Annotated in this window: 18 protein-coding genes and 1 tRNA gene; 14 read left to right on the top strand and 5 right to left on the bottom strand. The window is 43.6% G+C overall.

Annotated elements, in window-relative coordinates:
• Positions 1-4: 4 nt before the first annotated feature.
• The 3 genes from feoB to OP489_RS00185 all read right to left on the bottom strand — a co-directional run bounded on the left by feoB (position 5) and on the right by OP489_RS00185 (position 2982).
• Positions 5-2425, bottom strand: a complete 2421-nt coding sequence (feoB, locus tag OP489_RS00195; protein ID WP_266162361.1) for a ferrous iron transport protein B — start codon at positions 2423-2425, stop codon at positions 5-7.
• An 85-nt stretch (positions 2426-2510) separates the two neighbouring features.
• Positions 2511-2732, bottom strand: a complete 222-nt coding sequence (locus OP489_RS00190) for a FeoA family protein (protein ID WP_266162359.1) — start codon at positions 2730-2732, stop codon at positions 2511-2513.
• 40 nt (positions 2733-2772) lie between these two features.
• Positions 2773-2982, bottom strand: a complete 210-nt coding sequence (locus OP489_RS00185; protein ID WP_266162357.1) for a FeoA family protein — start codon at positions 2980-2982, stop codon at positions 2773-2775.
• 507 nt (positions 2983-3489) lie between these two features.
• Here OP489_RS00185 and OP489_RS00180 point away from each other — a divergent pair.
• Positions 3490-5199, top strand: coding sequence for an EAL domain-containing response regulator (locus tag OP489_RS00180; protein WP_266162355.1), 1710 nt, complete (start codon positions 3490-3492; stop codon positions 5197-5199).
• 116 nt (positions 5200-5315) lie between these two features.
• Here the strand turns inward: OP489_RS00180 and OP489_RS00175 are convergent.
• Positions 5316-5392, bottom strand: a tRNA-Arg gene (locus tag OP489_RS00175).
• A 90-nt stretch (positions 5393-5482) separates the two neighbouring features.
• Entirely contained in the window at positions 5483-5917 is a 435-nt protein-coding gene (locus OP489_RS00170) for a hypothetical protein (protein ID WP_266162354.1), read from the bottom strand.
• A gap of 259 nt (positions 5918-6176) precedes the next feature.
• Here OP489_RS00170 and OP489_RS00165 point away from each other — a divergent pair, with 259 nt between their 5' ends.
• From OP489_RS00165 to OP489_RS00105, 13 genes are all read left to right on the top strand, one after another.
• Complete coding sequence (locus OP489_RS00165; RefSeq protein ID WP_266162352.1) at positions 6177-6866, top strand: hypothetical protein; 690 nt, start codon at positions 6177-6179, stop codon at positions 6864-6866.
• Positions 6867-6893: 27 nt separating this feature from the next.
• The gene (locus tag OP489_RS00160; protein WP_266162350.1) at positions 6894-7580 is read left to right on the top strand and encodes a FadR/GntR family transcriptional regulator; all 687 of its coding nucleotides are present in this window, start codon (positions 6894-6896) and stop codon (positions 7578-7580) included.
• A gap of 222 nt (positions 7581-7802) precedes the next feature.
• Positions 7803-8837, top strand: coding sequence for a LacI family DNA-binding transcriptional regulator (locus OP489_RS00155; RefSeq protein WP_266162348.1), 1035 nt, complete (start codon positions 7803-7805; stop codon positions 8835-8837).
• Between the two features lie 131 nt (positions 8838-8968).
• Complete coding sequence (locus OP489_RS00150; protein ID WP_266162346.1) at positions 8969-10054, top strand: TRAP transporter substrate-binding protein; 1086 nt, start codon at positions 8969-8971, stop codon at positions 10052-10054.
• Positions 10055-10141: 87 nt separating this feature from the next.
• Positions 10142-10675 (top strand): TRAP transporter small permease, encoded by a 534-nt coding sequence (locus OP489_RS00145; RefSeq protein ID WP_266162344.1) that lies wholly within the window; start codon positions 10142-10144, stop codon positions 10673-10675.
• Positions 10672-11979, top strand: coding sequence for a TRAP transporter large permease (locus OP489_RS00140; protein WP_266162342.1), 1308 nt, complete (start codon positions 10672-10674; stop codon positions 11977-11979). The genes OP489_RS00145 and OP489_RS00140 overlap by 4 nt, the downstream gene beginning before the upstream one ends.
• Before the next feature lie 25 nt (positions 11980-12004).
• On the top strand, positions 12005-12976 hold the full coding sequence (locus tag OP489_RS00135; RefSeq protein WP_266162340.1) for a C-terminal binding protein: 972 nt from the start codon (positions 12005-12007) through the stop codon (positions 12974-12976).
• A gap of 33 nt (positions 12977-13009) precedes the next feature.
• Positions 13010-14026, top strand: a complete 1017-nt coding sequence (locus OP489_RS00130) for a zinc-dependent alcohol dehydrogenase (RefSeq protein WP_266162338.1) — start codon at positions 13010-13012, stop codon at positions 14024-14026.
• Between the two features lie 12 nt (positions 14027-14038).
• Complete coding sequence (locus OP489_RS00125) at positions 14039-14800, top strand: SDR family oxidoreductase (protein ID WP_266162336.1); 762 nt, start codon at positions 14039-14041, stop codon at positions 14798-14800.
• A 12-nt stretch (positions 14801-14812) separates the two neighbouring features.
• Positions 14813-15172 carry a VOC family protein gene (locus OP489_RS00120; protein WP_266162334.1) on the top strand — a complete coding sequence of 120 codons (360 nt, stop codon included), beginning with the start codon at positions 14813-14815 and terminating at the stop codon, positions 15170-15172.
• A 22-nt stretch (positions 15173-15194) separates the two neighbouring features.
• Positions 15195-16037 carry a 5-dehydro-4-deoxy-D-glucuronate isomerase gene (kduI, locus tag OP489_RS00115; protein ID WP_266163542.1) on the top strand — a complete coding sequence of 281 codons (843 nt, stop codon included), beginning with the start codon at positions 15195-15197 and terminating at the stop codon, positions 16035-16037.
• A gap of 90 nt (positions 16038-16127) precedes the next feature.
• The gene (locus OP489_RS00110; RefSeq protein ID WP_266162332.1) at positions 16128-17084 is read left to right on the top strand and encodes a sugar kinase; all 957 of its coding nucleotides are present in this window, start codon (positions 16128-16130) and stop codon (positions 17082-17084) included.
• A gap of 17 nt (positions 17085-17101) precedes the next feature.
• On the top strand, positions 17102-17734 hold the full coding sequence (locus OP489_RS00105; RefSeq protein ID WP_266162330.1) for a bifunctional 4-hydroxy-2-oxoglutarate aldolase/2-dehydro-3-deoxy-phosphogluconate aldolase: 633 nt from the start codon (positions 17102-17104) through the stop codon (positions 17732-17734).
• The last annotated feature ends 84 nt before the right edge of the window (positions 17735-17818 follow it).

The following is a 17818-nucleotide window of genomic DNA, read 5'->3' as shown; positions in this document are numbered from 1 at the left end:
AATTTTACGTGTGTACCCGTACATTGGGCTGTCGTAGTGTATTAGATTCCTGATAGGGACGAATCAACATATAAAGGAAAAGCGCCACAATCGCAAACGCCGCAACGGAGCCAACTAAATTTCCGGCTCCCGAGAAAAGCATCCCAAGCTGATAGATGCAAAGTGAAACTGCATAGGCGAATACACATTGATATCCAATTGCAAAAAAGGTCCATTTTGTGCTATTCATTTCGCGCTTAATAGCACCCATTGCTGCAAAGCATGGGGCACAAAGAAGATTAAAGACTAAGAACGAATAGGCAGAAAGCGAAGTAAAGGTAGACTGCATATTGTTCCAAATTTGCCAGCCGTTTTCTGCAACTTCGTCAAATCCTCCAAACAAAACGCCCATGGTTCCAACCACATTTTCTTTCGCCATTAGTCCGGTCAATGTTGCAACGGTTGCCTGCCAGTTGCCCCAACCAAGCGGTGCAAAGATTACACAGATTACAGAGCCAAACGCCGCAAGCATGCTGTCGGCTTCCTCAACCATTCCAAAAGAACCATCCACCCAACCAAAGTTTGAAGTGAACCAAACTAAAATAGTTGCCAACAAGATCACGGTACCGGCTTTTCTAATAAAGGAAGAGGCACGCTCCCACATGGAATGGAGCAAATTAGAAACAGTCGGCCAGTGATAGGCTGGCAGTTCCATAACAAATGGAGCCGGATCTCCGGAAAACATTTTCGTCTTTTTCAGCATAATGCCAGAAAGAATGATGGCAAAGATTCCAACAAAATACGCACTCGGTGCTACCCAAGGCGCTCCATTAAACAGTGCACCTGCAATCAAAGCAATAATCGGCAATTTTGCGCTGCATGGAATGAATGTCGTCGTCATGATCGTCATTCTGCGGTCTCTTTCATTTTCGATCGTACGGGAGGCCATAATTCCCGGGACACCACAGCCTGTACCAATCAGCATTGGAATAAATGACTTTCCAGAAAGGCCAAATCTACGGAAAATCCGGTCCATTACAAACGCAATTCTGGACATATATCCGCAAGCTTCCAGAAAAGCAAGGAAGAAAAACAAAACCAGCATCTGCGGAACGAATCCCAAGACCGCTCCAACGCCAGCCACAATTCCGTTCAGGATCAGTCCTTCCAGCCAATCCGCACAATTCACGCTGTCCAATCCGCTCTTGATTAGCGAAGGAAGTCCCGGTACCCAAATGCCATAGTTGGCCGGATCCGGCTCTTCTTTATCTGCAGCTGCCATATAGGTATCATAATTTACCGGAATTTCCTGATCAATACTTCCATCATCCTCATTGCGAATATACGCGGTCGTTGTCAAGTCAACTGCTTCTTGTGGGTCCTTACCTGCATCTTCCGCGGCAGCTTCAAAAGCTTCTTTGATGGCACCCGGTTCCTGATAAACATCCTTTGCTTCTTCATAAGAGGAAGTTCCCACTCCAAATAGATGCCAGCCGTCTCCAAAGACACCATTATTTACCCAATCATTTGCCCAGCCGCCGATCGTTGTAATAGAGACAAAATAAACAAGGAACATTACAACTGCAAAAATTGGCAGTGCCGCAAAACGGTTCGTAACGACCTTATCAATTTTATCGGAAATTGAAAGCTTTCCTGCGCTCTTCTTATGATAGCAGCCTTTTAGAATCGATGCGATGTACAAATAGCGTTCGTTCGTGATAATACTTTCGGCATCGTCATCGCATTCTTCTTCTGCGGCCTTAATGTCCTGTTCAATATGATCCAAAACTTCTTTTCCTAATTTTAGCTGTGCAAGCACTTTATCATCGCGCTCAAAAATCTTAATTGCATACCATCTTTGCTGTTCTGCCGGAACACTATTTAAAGCAGCCTCTTCAATATGGGCCAGCGCATGTTCTACCGCTCCCGAAAAAGTATGCATCGGAATTGTTTTTGAATTCTTTGCCGCATAAATCGCTGCTTCTGCGGCTTCCATGATACCCGTTCCTTTTAAAGCGGAGATCTCAACGATTTTACAGCCAAGTTCTCTCGAAAGTTCCTGTAAATTGATTTTGTCCCCGTTCTTTTTTACCAGATCCGTCATATTAATAGCCACTACAACCGGAATCCCTAATTCAACAAGCTGCGTGGTCAGATAAAGGTTCCGTTCCAAATTGGTCCCATCAATAATATTTAAAATTGCATTCGGCCTTTCTCCTACCAAATAGTTACGCGCAACCACTTCTTCCAACGTATAAGGAGAAAGCGAATAAATTCCCGGCAAATCAGTGATGATCACATCTTCGTGCTTTTTTAATTTTCCTTCTTTTTTTTCAACCGTTACTCCCGGCCAGTTGCCGACGAACTGATTAGAACCGGTCAACCCATTGAATAATGTTGTTTTGCCACAGTTTGGGTTTCCCGCTAAGGCAATTCTCAATGTCATGTCCATATTCCTCTCTTTCATAATTAGCATATGCTAATTAACTGTTCTAAAAAAATAGGGGCGTTCCCCTTTCTGGTCATTTGATTTATTCGACTTCAATCATTCCGATATCTGCTTTTCGAAGAGAGAGTTCATAGTTTCGCACAGTGACCTCTATTGGGTCTCCAAGCGGTGCAACTTTGCGGATATGAATCTGCTGCCCTTTGGTAATCCCCATATCCATAATGCGCCGCTTAATTGCACCTTCTCCATGAAGTTTTACTACCGTAACGGTATCTCCGACCTTTGCTTCTCTCAATGTTTTCATTTTTGCTATCCCTTCCTTTCAGTAAATAGACTGCTGCTCTTTAAACCATGACCTTCTGTGCCATTTCCTGGCTGATTGCAATTCTTGCTTCTTTCACATTGACAATCACGTTGCCACCCATCGTGGTGATAACCGTCACATTTCCTCCAACCACAAATCCCAAATTTTCCAAATGCTTTTTGACCTCGGGTTTTCCTCCAATTCGTTTGATCGTGTTTCGTTCTCCAATGTTCGCAAGCGTTAATGGCATTTTTACCGCTCCCTTTCTGTTGTCCGTTGTTAGCATTCGCTAACTAAATGCTATATTAGCATATGCTAATTGAAAAGTCAATGGAATTTTTTCAAAATTAAGTCTTGCTTTTACAATTTTAGGACTATGCAATCTTAAGTTAACGTAATCTAATATAATGTTGTGCGATTTTACAATATTTTTTAAAATTCCATTTAATGGTATTATATTGTAATCGTAATAAAGAAAGTAGTATACTAAATATGGAATTTAAAAGGGTAAATCTTGGCTTATAAAAATTAAAATACAAATTATAAAGTTATCTCTGTTAAACGTTTTCTAAAAGATTGATTCGTTTTATAAGTTGAATTATAATGCAATTAGGCAATTATTTTTTCATAAAAATCTCCTATCAAAAATTAAGAATTTGTATTTTATGCTGATAAGATTGAACGGCTAAGATTTCTATGTAGGGAGAAATTTTTCTGCTTTTACACGAATGGCAGAATGAAAAATGGGAGAGAACTAATGAAACCAAAATTGAAAATTCTGATTGTAGACAATCAAAAAATTAATCGAAAAATTCTAAGCAGGTTTCTTTCTGATTTTTACGAGATTATAGAAGCAGAGAATGGCAGATCCGCTCTTGCTACTCTACGTTCACAAAAAGGAACCATCTCTGCCGTTCTTTTGGACCCGATTATGCCGATTATGAATGGCTATGATGTCTTAAAAGAAATGTCCAAAAATCCAGAAATGGCCGCTATTCCGGTGATTGTGATTTCCCAGGACAACAAAGAGGATAGTGAAATAAAAGCACTGCAAATGGGGGCAAGAGATTTTATTTCCACCCCTTATAACCCAAAAATCTTGCGCCGCAGACTTTCCAATTTGATTGAATTATATCAATCCAATCTTTGTATTGGGCATATTGAACGCGATACGCTCACCGGTATTTATACCAAAGACGCTTTTTATCGTCATGCGACAGAAATTTTAGGCTCCAATCCAACAACACCTTTTACTTTGGTTGCTACTGACATTGAACGTTTTAAATTGGTAAATGATAGCTTTGGTTCTGCTACAGGTGATGAGCTTTTGCAGTATATTGCAAAAATTTTACAGCATGATTCCCTTCAACTTCACGGAATCTGCGCACGCCACAGTGAAGATCACTTTATGATTTTAGTTCCAAAATGCGCAGATGACGAAAATATGCATTCATTTATTGACGCAGCTCAAAAAGAATTAAATCAATTTCCCTTGAACATGAAGATTTCTCTGAAATTTGGGGTGTACTTAATAAAGAATCTACAAACTCCTGTTCCGATTATGTGTGACCGTGCTCTCTTGGCAGCTGAAAGTGTAAAGGGACATTATGAAAAATCCTACGCTTACTATGATGACTCTATTCGCCAACGTCTTGTTCGGGAACAGCAGATTATAGATGAAATGAAATCATCCTTAGAAAAGAATCGATTTCAAGTCTTTCTGCAACCAAAATACGATCTGACCAATGAAAAAATTGTTGGTGCAGAAGCTCTTGTGCGCTGGACCCACCCAAAACTTGGCGCACTGAATCCAGGTGAATTCATTCCGCTTTTTGAGCATACCGGGTTTATTACGGAACTAGACGAATATGTCTGGAACCACACCTGCGAAATTTTGGAAAGCTGGAATCAAAAAGGCTTACCGCATATTCAGGTTTCCGTAAATGTTTCCCGAAAAGACATTTATCAAGAAAACCTTCCGGAAATTATCTGGAACATCGTTAAAAGACATGAACTTCAACCGAGTCAACTCCATCTTGAAATTACAGAAACTGCTTATACAGAAAATGCTGGACAATTAATAAGCGTTGTCAATGAGCTCAAAAAAATTGGATTTTTAATTGAAATGGACGATTTCGGAACCGGATATTCTTCTTTAAACATGCTCTCTGAGCTTCCGATTGATATTTTAAAACTGGATATGCGCTTTATGAACTCCATCAAAAAAGGAGCATTACAAAAAAACAAACATAATATTTTGGAATTTATTATCAGTCTTGCAAAATGGATTAATTTACAGGTCGTTGCGGAGGGTGTTGAAAGCAAAGAGCAAGCTGACTTTTTATGTAAACTCGGATGCAACTATGCGCAGGGATACTATTATGCAAAACCTATGCCGGTCGATGAATTTACCAAACTTCTAAATAATTCAGATATAGAAATCCCATCGATTCCTCCCAATTGCTAATAAATTTTTAAAACATATCCCATCGCTATAGGAACCGTTTATGGCTTTTATAAAACATGAAAATAAAGCTAACAAAGCCGCAAACTTTGAATCATCAAGGCTTGCGGCTTTGTTTTTGGCGTCCTCGAGCGGATTTGAACCGCTGGCCTACCGCTTAGGAGGCGGTCGCTCTATCCAGCTGAGCTACGAAGACAAATACATTATTAAAGACAAAATAAATTATTCGAATGATCTGTCAATTTTCGCTATAAAGGCTTCTTCCTTTAAGTATTCATTATACGGCTCAAATTTGTTTTTTGTCAACGGGCTTTCCCTCCCATGACAGTAAAAAGCCTAAAATCAGCAGAATCATACAAGCAATCGGCAGATAAGAAAGCACATACTGAATCCAATTTACTTGTGGAATGATCAGCCGAATAGAGCTAAAAAAGCAGGCCATAAAAATCCCCTGAAAAGCAGATAAAAATACACAGACTCCAAATGCCTTGCGCAAAGGTTTCACTAAAAATAAAATCAGCCAAATTACAACTGGAATCGTAAATGCAACAAACAGAAAAAAATCGCACTCAAAAAAACGATTTGCCAAAGCATAGACTGCAATTTCCGGCGTTGTCAGTGCATTGTTTTTTTCAAAAGCAGCTGGTACAAAAAGAAAGACCAAAAAAACAGCTTCAAAGACAACCGATGCGATGCGAATCTGTCGTGGTGATTTTGTCATAGAAAGTCTCTCCTTTAAAATTCATATTCATATGGAGAATAGTTTCATTATAATGATTTTTCAGAAGAAAAGCAAGGAAGAGCATCTTCCCAAAAACATGATTTTGTTGGGATTTTAATCGAATTCATTTTTATGGAATGTATTATCATTTTAGGAAAAAAATGATTTTATCCTTGAAATTTCAGTAAACATGTAGAAATTTTTTGAAAGTTGTGATACATTATCCTATTATACAAGTTATAAAAACGAGGAGATAAAAATGGAAATCCAGCAAAATTATGAAGATGCATTCCAATCGGCAACGGAACTTTTTTCTTCAAAATGGATGCAGCGCTGCAGCTTTGCAGAAGAATTCCGCAATAAATGGCACCGAGTTCTGCGCACAAATGTCCGCAGTGAAAAAAATATTCTTCCAGAAAATGCGGAGACAATTTTTCCGGTTTCATGCAGTTTTCATGGTGGAAACATTATTTTTCATTTTGACCAGGAAAAACTTCTTGATTGGTTCCGACAAGACTCCCTTGGAAAAGAGCGGCGGGTTTTTATCTCAAAAGATCTCACCCGCGGCCTTTCTGGAGAGCTTTCCTTCCATGATTCTCCGTTTCATTATAATTCCACTGCCGCAGAGCCGTCTATCCCTGAAAACGGAACCGAAATCTTTGTATGCTCTCTTCCCGGATTCCCACCGCCGCTGCAGGTAATCTATGGAAATAAACGGATAGAAAGTTCTTTTCATGGCTTTAAAAAGCGTAAACTTTCTTTTTATCTGATTCCTGCTGAATTTACGCCGGCATTTCTCTGTACCCCTTTTGAAAAATGTCTCTATCTGTTTTGGATGGACTGCTGCATCATGATGGAAAACCGAGCTAGATTAAAAGATAAGGACCTAAAACCTTTACTGCATATTTTTCGACCGACCTCCATACTGACTGTGGAAAAAATAATCTGAAAGTCATCATCGAAAGAAGGAAAATGATTGAAACAGGGAACCCCACCGCTTAGTGCGGCTGTGCAAAAACAAATCATTGATATGATTCTAAAAAATGATATGAAACCTGGCGACCGTCTGCCAACCGAATCAGAGCTTTGCCGTAGACTTAACGTTGGCCGCGGCACTGTTCGTGAGGCGGTAAAAGCGCTGATCTCCCAAAACGTTTTAGTCGTTCGGCAAGGATCCGGTACATTTATCTCACCCCGGCAGGGAGTCTCAAGTGATCCTCTCGGGCTTACTTTTTTAAAACACGATCAGCAGCTCGCTTTGGATCTTTTAGATGTCCGTCTGATGTTGGAACCAGACATTGCTGAACTTGCGGCAATCCGTGCCACAGCCCGGGAACTGCGGATAATTGAACAGCAATGCGATACGGTACAGGAACTGATCGAAAAAGAAGAACCATATCAGCAGGCCGACGTGGAATTTCATCGGCGAATTGCCCAGGCCAGCCATAATCAAGTAGTCAGTACATTGGTCCCGGTGATTCATTCGTCAGCAACTCTAAACATCGATTTAACAAAAAACAGTCTCAAAGGCGATACGATTCGGTACCATCGAGCGCTGGTAAACGCAATTTCTCGCCACGACCCTTACGGTGCCCGTTATGCTATGATTTTACATCTAGCGACAAATCGTCAATATCTATTTCCAAACGAGCCAACCCCCTAAACTCTGACAATTTTGGTCAGAGTCTTTTTATGCTTCTTTAATTGGTAGGACAACTTATCCCCCTTGATGTAAGAGCTCAGTGTTAAAACTGCACAATATTTTTATTAATATCTTGCTCAATTGACGATTTTGAGTCAATTTGCATAAAATATATTGACAAACCGGTTTCATCAATATATGATGAATTTGAAAGTACGGGGGAGTAGAAAGAAGGAAGCAAATGTGACAACGGACGGAAAAAAAGTTACCATTGATCATGTTGCTTCGCTGGCAGGCGTTTCTAAGACGACTGTCTCCCGCTATCTTAACGGTCGGTACGATGCTTTATCTGACGAAACCAGAGTTCGGATTGCAAAGGTGATTCAAGAACTCAATTACCGTCCAAATCGAATTGCCCAAAGCTTAAAATCCCGCAATAGCAAAATGCTGGGTTGTCTCGTCAGTGATATCAGCAGCCCCTTTTCTTCTATTCTAGTAAAAGGAATCAACAGTGTCTGCACGCAAGTTGGCTATCAGCTGCTCCTTGTAGACAGCGGCGATGATCCGGAAAACGAACGCTGTGCGATTCAAAATCTTTTGGAAAATCAGGTGGATGGGTTAATTATCAACACCACCGGACAAAATGATCCCTATCTTTTGGAATTAAAACGACAAAAAGTTCCTCTCGTTCTCGCTGATCGATGCCTTTCGGCACCCGGTATCATTGATACCGTTGCGACAGAGAATTACCACATTACATATAACTGCATTTCTTATTTAAAACAGCTAGGTTATGAGCAAGTTGCCTTTTTTACTCCAGGCAACGGAATGATTGCCCCTCGAATTCTCCGTTATCAAGGATTTTGTGATGCGCTCCATGAAGTATTTGGATATTCCGGTGAGGAAAACACTTATACTTTCTCTTTGGAAAAAGAAGCAGACTGTACCGAGAAGGTTCAGCAGTTTTGCAACAAATATCCAAAAGAACGAATTGCGCTCTTTGCAGTAAACGGTGTAACGCTTTTGCGCGTTCTTAACGCTGTACAGACTTTGAAAATTTCGATTGGTGCCAATTTTGGCGTCTGCGGATTTGATAATTGGGGCTGGGCCGATTTGATTCCACCTGGGATCACCACAATTACCCAGGATTCCAGATTGGTTGGAGAACACGCCGCTCAGCTTCTTCTCGAGCGTATTGCTGGGAAAGGTCCCAAAGACCCGGTTTATGAAGAGCTTCCCAATAAACTTGAAATCCGCGGTTCCACTGTTTCTTCTTAAAAAAATCAAAAAATTTTTATTTTGATTTTTTTTTAAATTTTATGGAACCGGTTCCATAGTGGTTTTTTAATGGTTGTTTACTGGTAACGTACCAGTCAGCATAAATCATTTATTTATGGGAGGAATACAGAATGTTCAAAAGAAAATCGATCCTTGCTCTTGCGTTGGCAGCAGGCATGACATTTAGTCTTGCAGGCTGCGGCGGAAGCTCCAGCAGTTCTTCTGCAGCAGCTTCCGGTACCGCTTCCAAAGCGGCTGCTACTTCATCCAGTGCTTCCGGCGCTGCGACCGGCACGAAGGTCGGAAAAACCGTCCTCAAGTGTTCTTTCAATCAGTCAGCTGATAACCCGGAGGCTAAGACTGTTGTTGAGATGAGCGATAAGCTTTATGATGCAACTGATGGCCGTTATTCCATTGAAGTTTATCCGAATGAACTGCTCGGCAGCCAGAAGGATTCTTTGGAACTAGTCGAAAATGGTGCAATCGATATGGCAATTGTCGCAAACTCCATGGTAGAAAATGTAAACCCTGACTTTGCGGTTATCGGCTGCCCTTACATGTTCGATTCTATCGATCATCAGAAGAAACTGTTCCAGTCTGGCGCACTTGATGATTTGTATGCAACAACTGAGAGTGCAGGATTTGATGTTCTTGCAGCTTATAGCCTTGGAGCTCGCTGCATCTACACAAAGAGTGCTCCGGTAAAAACCCCAGCTGATCTCTCCGGTAAAAAGATTCGTGTTATGCAGTCCGATACCATGGTTCAGATGCTCAAATACATGGGCGGCGTAGGAACCCCGATGAGCCAGGGCGATGTTTACTCTGCAATTCAGGCAGGTACTCTGGACGGCGCTGAGAACAATATCATTACTTATGTTGATTTGAAACAATACGAAGTTGCTCCCTTTTTCTCCGAGACAAATCATCTGATGATCCCTGATGAACTGATTATCAGCTCCAGCCTCTTTAAGGGCATGTCCGAAGATGATGCAAAGGCTCTGAAGAAAGTTGCTAACGAATCCGTTGATACGATGTTCAACCTTTCTGCGAAACTCCGCGATGAGTATCTCACAAAGTGCAAGAATGAACTCGGTGTCACCATCACCACCGTTGATATTAAACCTTTCCAGGATGCTATGAAGCCCCTGATCGACAGTGTTTCCAACCGCAGTGATATGACAAAATCTATCTATCAAGAAATTCAGAAGCTGAAATAACCCTTTTGAGAATGTCAAAAGAGGCCCGCAGGCTCCTGCGGGTCTCTTCTGCTAAAGAGGGAAAAGAGAACAGGAGGTTCTACATCAATGCATGCTTTTACAGCGGTAAAAAGGGTCATTGACAAGATTATGGAATGGTGCAACATTATCATTCTTGCCATTATGACGATCCTTGTTACCTATCAGGTAATCACACGCTACTTTTTCAACAAGCCGAGTGCTATTTCCGAAGGACTCGCACAGTACCTTTTCGTTTGGATGATCATGTTCGGCAGTGCCTATGTTTTTGGTCTGCGTGAGCATCTGAACATCACGGTAATCAAAGACAAATTATCCCCGACGCCTTATCTAGTCGTCGAGATTCTTACCAATCTTGTTTTGCTCATTTTCTCTTGGGGCATTATGATTGTCGGCGGTTATCAGGGCGCACTCAAACAAATGACCACAGTAGATGCTTCTTTGCAAATCCCCATGGGAATCATTTACATAGCAATTCCGATCTGCGGCTTTGTAATGCTGTTTTATGCAGTCTATAACATCTGCCTCGCAGTTGTCGAATATCATCAAAAAGTTGCCGCAAAGCCGGCTCCAACCACAGGAAAGGGGGAATCTGATACATGAACAGCGCTACACTTGCCGCATTGATTATGGTCGTCGGCATTGTTATCACCCTTTGTCTCGGCTTCCCGATTGGTCTTTCCATCGGAATTAGTTCCGCCGCTGCCATCATGGTGATTCTTCCTTTTGATAAGGCAATGATTACCGCTTCACAGCGAATGTTTACCGGCGCCAATTCATTCTCTTTGCTCGCCATTCCATTCTTTGTCTTAGCGGGCAATATCATGAATAACGGCGGTATCGCCAAGCGACTAATCGGCTGTGCAAAGTTAATTGCGCATCGTCTGCCCGGCAGCCTTGCACAGACAAACATCGTCGCAAATATGCTCTTCGGCGCAATTTCAGGTTCCGGCGTTGCTGCTGCTTCCGCTATGGGCTCTATTCTCGGCCCAATGGAAGAAAAAGAAGGCTATTCCAAAGAATTCTCCGCAGCCGTTAACATTGCTTCCGGCCCTACGGGCATGATGATCCCTCCAAGCAATATCATGATCGTTTATTCCACAGTTGCCGGTTCCGTTTCCATCGCTGCCCTCTTTATGGCAGGTTATATTCCTGGTATTCTCTGGGGCGTTGCTTGTATGGTTCTTACCGGATTTATGGCCAAAAAGCGCGGTTATATCGATACGGAACGTTACAATGTTAAAGAAGTTCTCAAAACTCTCTGGCAGGGCATCCCAAGTTTGCTTCTGATTGTTATCGTCATCGGCGGTATCCTCGGCGGTGTATTCACCGCAACCGAAGGTTCTGCAATCGCCGTTGTCTATTCTTTAATTCTGAGCTTTATCTATCGTAACCTGAAAATTCGTGATCTTCCCAAAATTCTGCTTGATTCTGTTAAAACTACCGCAATCGTAGAATTTTTGGTCTGCGTTTCCTCCATTATGTCATGGGTTATGTCCTTCACCAAGATTCCGCAGATGATCGCACATGGACTTTTAGGAATCAGCAACAATCCGGTCGTCATTCTGCTTATCATGAACTTCATCCTTCTGATTGTCGGTACTTTCATGGATCCGACCCCGGCAGTCCTGATCTTTACCCCGATCTTCCTCCCAATCGTACAGGGCTGGGGCATGAGTGTCGTTCATTTCGGACTGATGATGGTTATGAACCTTTGTGTCGGCACGATCACTCCTCCGGTCGGTGCAATCCTATTCGCAGGCTGCAAGATCGGCAATGTCAAGATCGAACAGGTTATCCGTCTGCTGCTGCCGTTCTTCGCGGTCGTGGTGATCACGCTGATGATGGTCACCTTCATTCCGGGATTATCTCTGACAATCCCCTCTGCACTTGGTCTGATCGCGTAATCTCTTTTTGGAAAGGAACAGTATCATGGAACAAAATCCTAAAATTATCATTTGTGACTGTGATCACAACAATATCGATATGGAAAAATCCGTTTTTGATAAGGCAGGCTGCGGTTTTAAATGGCTGCACTGCCACACCGAAGACGAAGTGATTAAAGAATGTCAGGGTGCCGTATGTTTTTTAAACCAATATGCACCGATGAACGAAAAAGTTTTTAAAGGCGTTCCGTCGCTGAAAATGATTGTGCGTTACGGCGTTGGCGTCGATAATGTCAATTTGGAAGATGCCGACAAATACGGTGTTCAAATCTGCAACGTGCCGGATTACGGTATGAACGAGGTCGCCGACCACGCATTGACTTTGATGCTCGCCTGTGTGCGCAAAGCATGGCTTCTCGGCAACCGTACTAAGGAGGGTGCCTGGAATTATGCAGAGTCCATTCCGGTTCACCGTCTCTCAACGTTAACAGTTGGCATCGTCGGCACCGGCCGGATCGGCTCTGAATTTGCCAAACGAGTAAAAGCTCTGGGCTGCAAGATCATTGCATTTGACCCTGATTATAAGAGCCCCAGCCGTCATTTTCCGCAGGATATTACCTACTGTGCTTCTCTTGATGAACTCTTAAAACAGTCTGATGTCATCTCGATGCACTGCTCGTTAAATGCTGGAAATCACCATATGATGAACAAAGAAGCATTTGCGAAAATGAAAGATGGTTCCTATTTTATCAATGTTTCCCGCGGAGGGCTTGTGGATGAAGATGCGTTGGACGAAGCGCTCACTTCCAAAAAGCTCTCAGGCGCCGGAATCGACGTTGTCAATAAAGAACCACTCGATCACAATAGCCCGCTCTTTAAACATCCGAATCTGATCATTACTCCCCATATGGCTTGGTATTCAGAAGAGGCTGCTCTGGAGCTTAAACGCAAATGTGCCGAAGAGGCCGTTCGCTTCTTAAACGGAGAGCCGGTTCGTTATCCAATCAATCACATTTAAGTATCTCTCTCTGAAAGGAGTACACGTTCTAAAATGAAAGCAATCGTTTATGAAGGGGCCAATACCATTAGTGTCCGAGATGTACCAAAACCTCAGCCCCGCGAAGGTTGGGCACTTATAAAAGTTTCGCATGCAGGAATCTGCGGCACCGATCAAAATATTTATCACGGCACCCATCCCCGTGCAAAAGCACCGCTGATTATGGGTCACGAATTTTCCGGCACGCTCGAAAGCGACGACGTACCCGGAATCAAAAAAGGAACACGGGTCACCGTTTATCCGCTGCTTTCCTGTGGCAAATGTGAACCCTGCAAAACCGGCAATATGCACGTCTGCAACACGCTGGGACTTGTTGGGATCGACTGTGACGGCGGTTTCGCCGAATACGTAGAAGCTCCGAAAGAAAGTATCATTCCTCTTTCCGATAAAGTCTCCAATAAGATGGGCGCTTTTGTGGAGCCGGTCGCTGTCTGTGTTCATGCTTTGCGGGAACGCGATTTCCGCCCCGGAGATAACGCTCTCGTCTTTGGCTGCGGCACCATCGGTCTTGCTACTGCGATGACCCTGCGCGTTTTCGGTGCCTCTTCCATTCTGATGATGGAGACCGATTCTCTGCGTGCTGAGTACGCCCGTTCCATGGGATTTGAAGTGGTCGATCCCACAAAGCTTCCGAAAGATATGGAAGCTTACTGTAAAGACCGCACCGATGGAAACGGTTTTGACTGGGTAATCGACTGTGCAGGCGTGCAGCCGGTTGCAAGTCTCCTTCTTGATGCAGTAAAGGTACGCGGCACCATTTTGATTATTGCCGCTTACGCAAAGCCTGCCACTTTGCCGCTTATTAAAGGCATGTTTAAAGAGACAAACATTCAGTTCACAAGGGTTTACCGCAAAAAAGATTTTGCTATTGCAGCAAAGATTGTAGCGGAAGATCCCGGGTTTGAAAAAATCATCACTCATGTTCTTCCGGTAAGCGAGGCACAAAAAGGATTTGACCTTGTTACCACTAAGGGCAGCGGCGCGATTAAAGTAATGTTTTGTTTTGACTAAGTGGAGGCTATTATGAAAAATATGTTTGATTTGAGCGGAAAAACCGCTCTGGTTACCGGTGGTACCAGGGGATTGGGCCGCGGCATGGCAGAAGGTCTTGCCGAAGCAGGCGCAAAAGTCGTAATTGTCGGTTCTTCCGCAGGTGTTTTGAAAACTGCCGAAGAACTGCGTGCAAAAGGGCTTGACGTTGCAGGAATCCGTGCAGATTTAGGGGAGCGCGACAAAATTCCCGCTATGTTTCAGGAAGCATTAAAAATGCTTGGCGGTAAAATTGATATTCTTTTAAACGACGCCGGTGTTCAGCGCAGAAATCACTGTGAAGACTTTACCCTGGAAGATTGGGATACCGTTATTAATGTGAACTTGAACGCTGTTTTTGTGCTCTGTCAGCTCTCAGGACGTGAAATGCTCAAACAAGGCAGCGGAAAAATTATTAACATGGCTTCCATGCTGAGTTTCTTCGGTGGATTTACCGTCCCGGCCTACGCTGCCAGCAAGGGTGCTGTTGCTCAGCTGACAAAAGCACTCTCCAATGAATGGGCAGGCAAAAATATTCAGGTGAATGCCATTGCTCCCGGTTATATGGCAACCGAGATGAATACTGCCCTCATTAATGACAATGGCCGCAATACTGAAATTTTGGCCCGAATTCCAGCCGGTCGCTGGGGCACCCCTGAAGATATGAAGGGCCTTGCGGTATTTTTAGCAAGCGACGCCTCCAATTATATAAGCGGCGCCGTGATTCCGCTGGACGGCGGCTATTTGGCAAAATAAGGAGGACTTTAAATGGAAGCGAAAGATTTCAATTTCGAAATGGCACATATCGGCATCAATCAGGGAAATGCCGAAGAAGCCAAAAAAACAGCTGCTCTTTTAAACGCTCTTTTTGGATTTCCCACAAGGGAAACAGACGGCTCTATCTTTGTTAACGAGCAGTTTGAAGTGATGAAGTCCCCCTTCCTCGGGAAGCTTGGACACATCGCGATCCGCACGGATGACCCGGAAAAAGCGCGCAAGTATCTCGAAGAAAAGGGCATCAAATTTAACGAAAGCTCCGCGAACTACGGCCCCGACGGCAAACTCAATACCATCTATTTTGCAGAGGATATTGCCGGATTTGCCTTCCACCTTGTTCGCAGAAAATAATGGATCAAGGAGGTTATTTATGATGGATATTCGTTACAGCACAAATCCGCGCGACGTCAAACGCTATACAACCGACGAGCTGCGGAATGAATTTTTGATTCAAAATCTTTATGTTCCAGATCAGGTTACCGCTACTTATTCCCATGTTGACCGCATGGTCGTCCTCGGGATCTACCCTGTCAATCAGAAAGTCTCCATTGATCAGGGCATCGATATTTGGAAAAATTTCGGCACCCATTATTTTCTGGAGCGCCGTGAAGCCGGTGTCTTTAATTTGGGCGGTAAAGGCTCGATCACTGCCGACGGCAAAAGCTATCCCATGGGATTTGAGGACTGCCTCTACATTACCATGGGAACAAAAGAAGTCACCTTCCAGAGCGCTGATCCGAAAGATCCCGCAAGATTTTATCTGGTTTCCGCTCCGGCACATAAACCCTGCAAAACAACTTTTATTTCTTTTGACCAAGCAAACAAGCGCCCCTGCGGCAGTGAAGAAACTGCAAACAAGCGCGTCATCAATCAGTTTATTCATCCGGATGTTCTGGAAACCTGTCAGCTTTCCATGGGTCTTACCCAGTTAGCGCCCGGCAGCGTCTGGAACACCATGCCCGCCCATACTCATGAGCGCCGCATGGAGGTTTATACCTACTTTAACATTCCAAAAGACAACGTCGTTTTTCACATGATGGGACAGCCGCAGGAAACCCGCCATATCGTCATGCAGAATTATGATGCTGTGATCTCTCCCGCATGGTCGATTCACGCTGGCTGTGGAACCTCTAATTATACCTTTATTTGGGCAATGGGCGGCGAAAACAAAGCGTTCGATGATATGGATGATATTGCGATTCCAGATATGCGATAATTTTTCTGATAAAAAGAACGAAGCGATTTCCTGCAATATTAAAGCAGTCATTTCATTTTTGAGATTCTGCTTGTGAGGTGTTTTCATCGAATGAACAAAAAAATTCTGACTTCTGGGGAGCCAATGGGGCTCTTTATCGCCGAGGAAGAAGCGCTCCTTGAAGATGTCAGGCATTTTTCCACATCGGTCGCCGGTGCGGAATTTAACGTAGCCGTAGGTCTTACCAGATTAGGGCATACCGTTGGTTATCTTACAAAACTCGGCCGTGATCCCTTTGGTCGCCAGATTATCAAAGTTATGAATCAGAATGGTATTGATACCTCTCTGACAGTAACTTCGGACGATCATGCTACCGGATTTATGCTCAAAAGCAAGACCGTCCATGGTGATCCGGATATTTATTATTACCGCAAAAACTCAGCGGCTTCCACGATCTGTCCCGATGACGTAAAAGGGCTCGACTTAAAAAAGTGGGACGCAATTCATCTGACCGGCATCCTTCCGGCGATCTCGGAATCTGCTCATCAGACGACACTTTGCTTAATGAAAAAAGCAAAGGAAGCCGGCATCCCGATCTTTTTCGATCCGAATCTGCGTGAGCAGTTATGGAAAGACCGTGAAACAATGGTACAAAGCATCAATCATCTCGCCTCGATGGCAGACTATGTGATGCCGGGAGAGAATGAAGGAAAAATACTTTGCGGCAGTGATGACCCCGCCAAAATTGGAGATTTTTATCTTCAAAACGGTGCAAAAACAGTAATTGTCAAGACTGGCTCAGATGGAGCATGGGCAATTACAAAAGAGCAAAAGCTCCATGTTCCGGCCTATATCCCTAAAAAGATTGTGGATACAGTCGGCGCAGGAGATGGTTTTGCAGCCGGCGTCATCAGTGCTGTTTTAGAGGGACTTCCCCTCGAAAAAGCCATTCTGCGTGGCAATGCCATTGGTGTAATTCAAATCATGAACGTCAGTGACAACGAAGGACTTCCCACTCGGGAAGAACTCAGCCGTTTTATGACAGAAAATCAACCGAAAAGCTTCTGAAAGGAGATTATTCCCAAATGAATATTTATGAAACTCTGCAAAAGGTGGGAATCGTCCCCGTTGTTAAAATTGATACGGCGGCTCATGCAGTCCCGCTCGCTAAAGCGCTCAAAAACGGTGGACTCCCCGCCGCAGAGATCACTTTTCGCAGCGAAGCCGCCGAAGCGTCTATCCGTGCGATCTCTAAAGAAGTTCCCGATCTGTTCCTTTGTGCCGGAACCGTCCTAACTCCCTCCCTTGCACGGCAGGCGGTGGACGCCGGCGCAAAAGTGATCATCAGCCCGGGCACAAATCTTGAAACCGTTCGCTGGTGCAAAGAAAAAAACATTCCGGTAATTCCGGGGTGTGCCACTCCTTCCGAAGTAGAAGCCTGTATGCGCGAAGGATTAGATCTTGTAAAATTATTCCCATCGGAAGTTGTAGGCGGAGTAGCAATGCTCAAAGCACTCTCCGGTCCCTATGCTTCTATGCGCTTTATGCCGACAGGCGGCGTAAAGCCTAATAATGTGAAAGACTATCTGTCCCAGAAAAACGTATTAGCCTGTGGTGGAACATGGATTGTTCCGAGCGATCTCTTAAAAGCCGGAAATTTTGAAGAGATCGAACGACTTGCAAAAGAAGCTGCAGCGCTGCGGGACGAAGTCAGATAAAACTGCGATTTTCTTTTTTCCTCCTTAAAAAATAAAATCAAAACAGAGAAAACAGTCATTTTTAAATGACTGTTTTTTCTGTTT

Origin of the sequence: Caproicibacterium sp. BJN0003 (assembly GCF_026314295.1) — a bacterium.
Lineage (GTDB): Bacteria > Bacillota > Clostridia > Oscillospirales > Acutalibacteraceae > Caproicibacterium.
The sequence above is the reverse complement of the archived record's forward strand: the minus strand, read 5'-3'. Positions and strand labels throughout refer to the sequence as shown.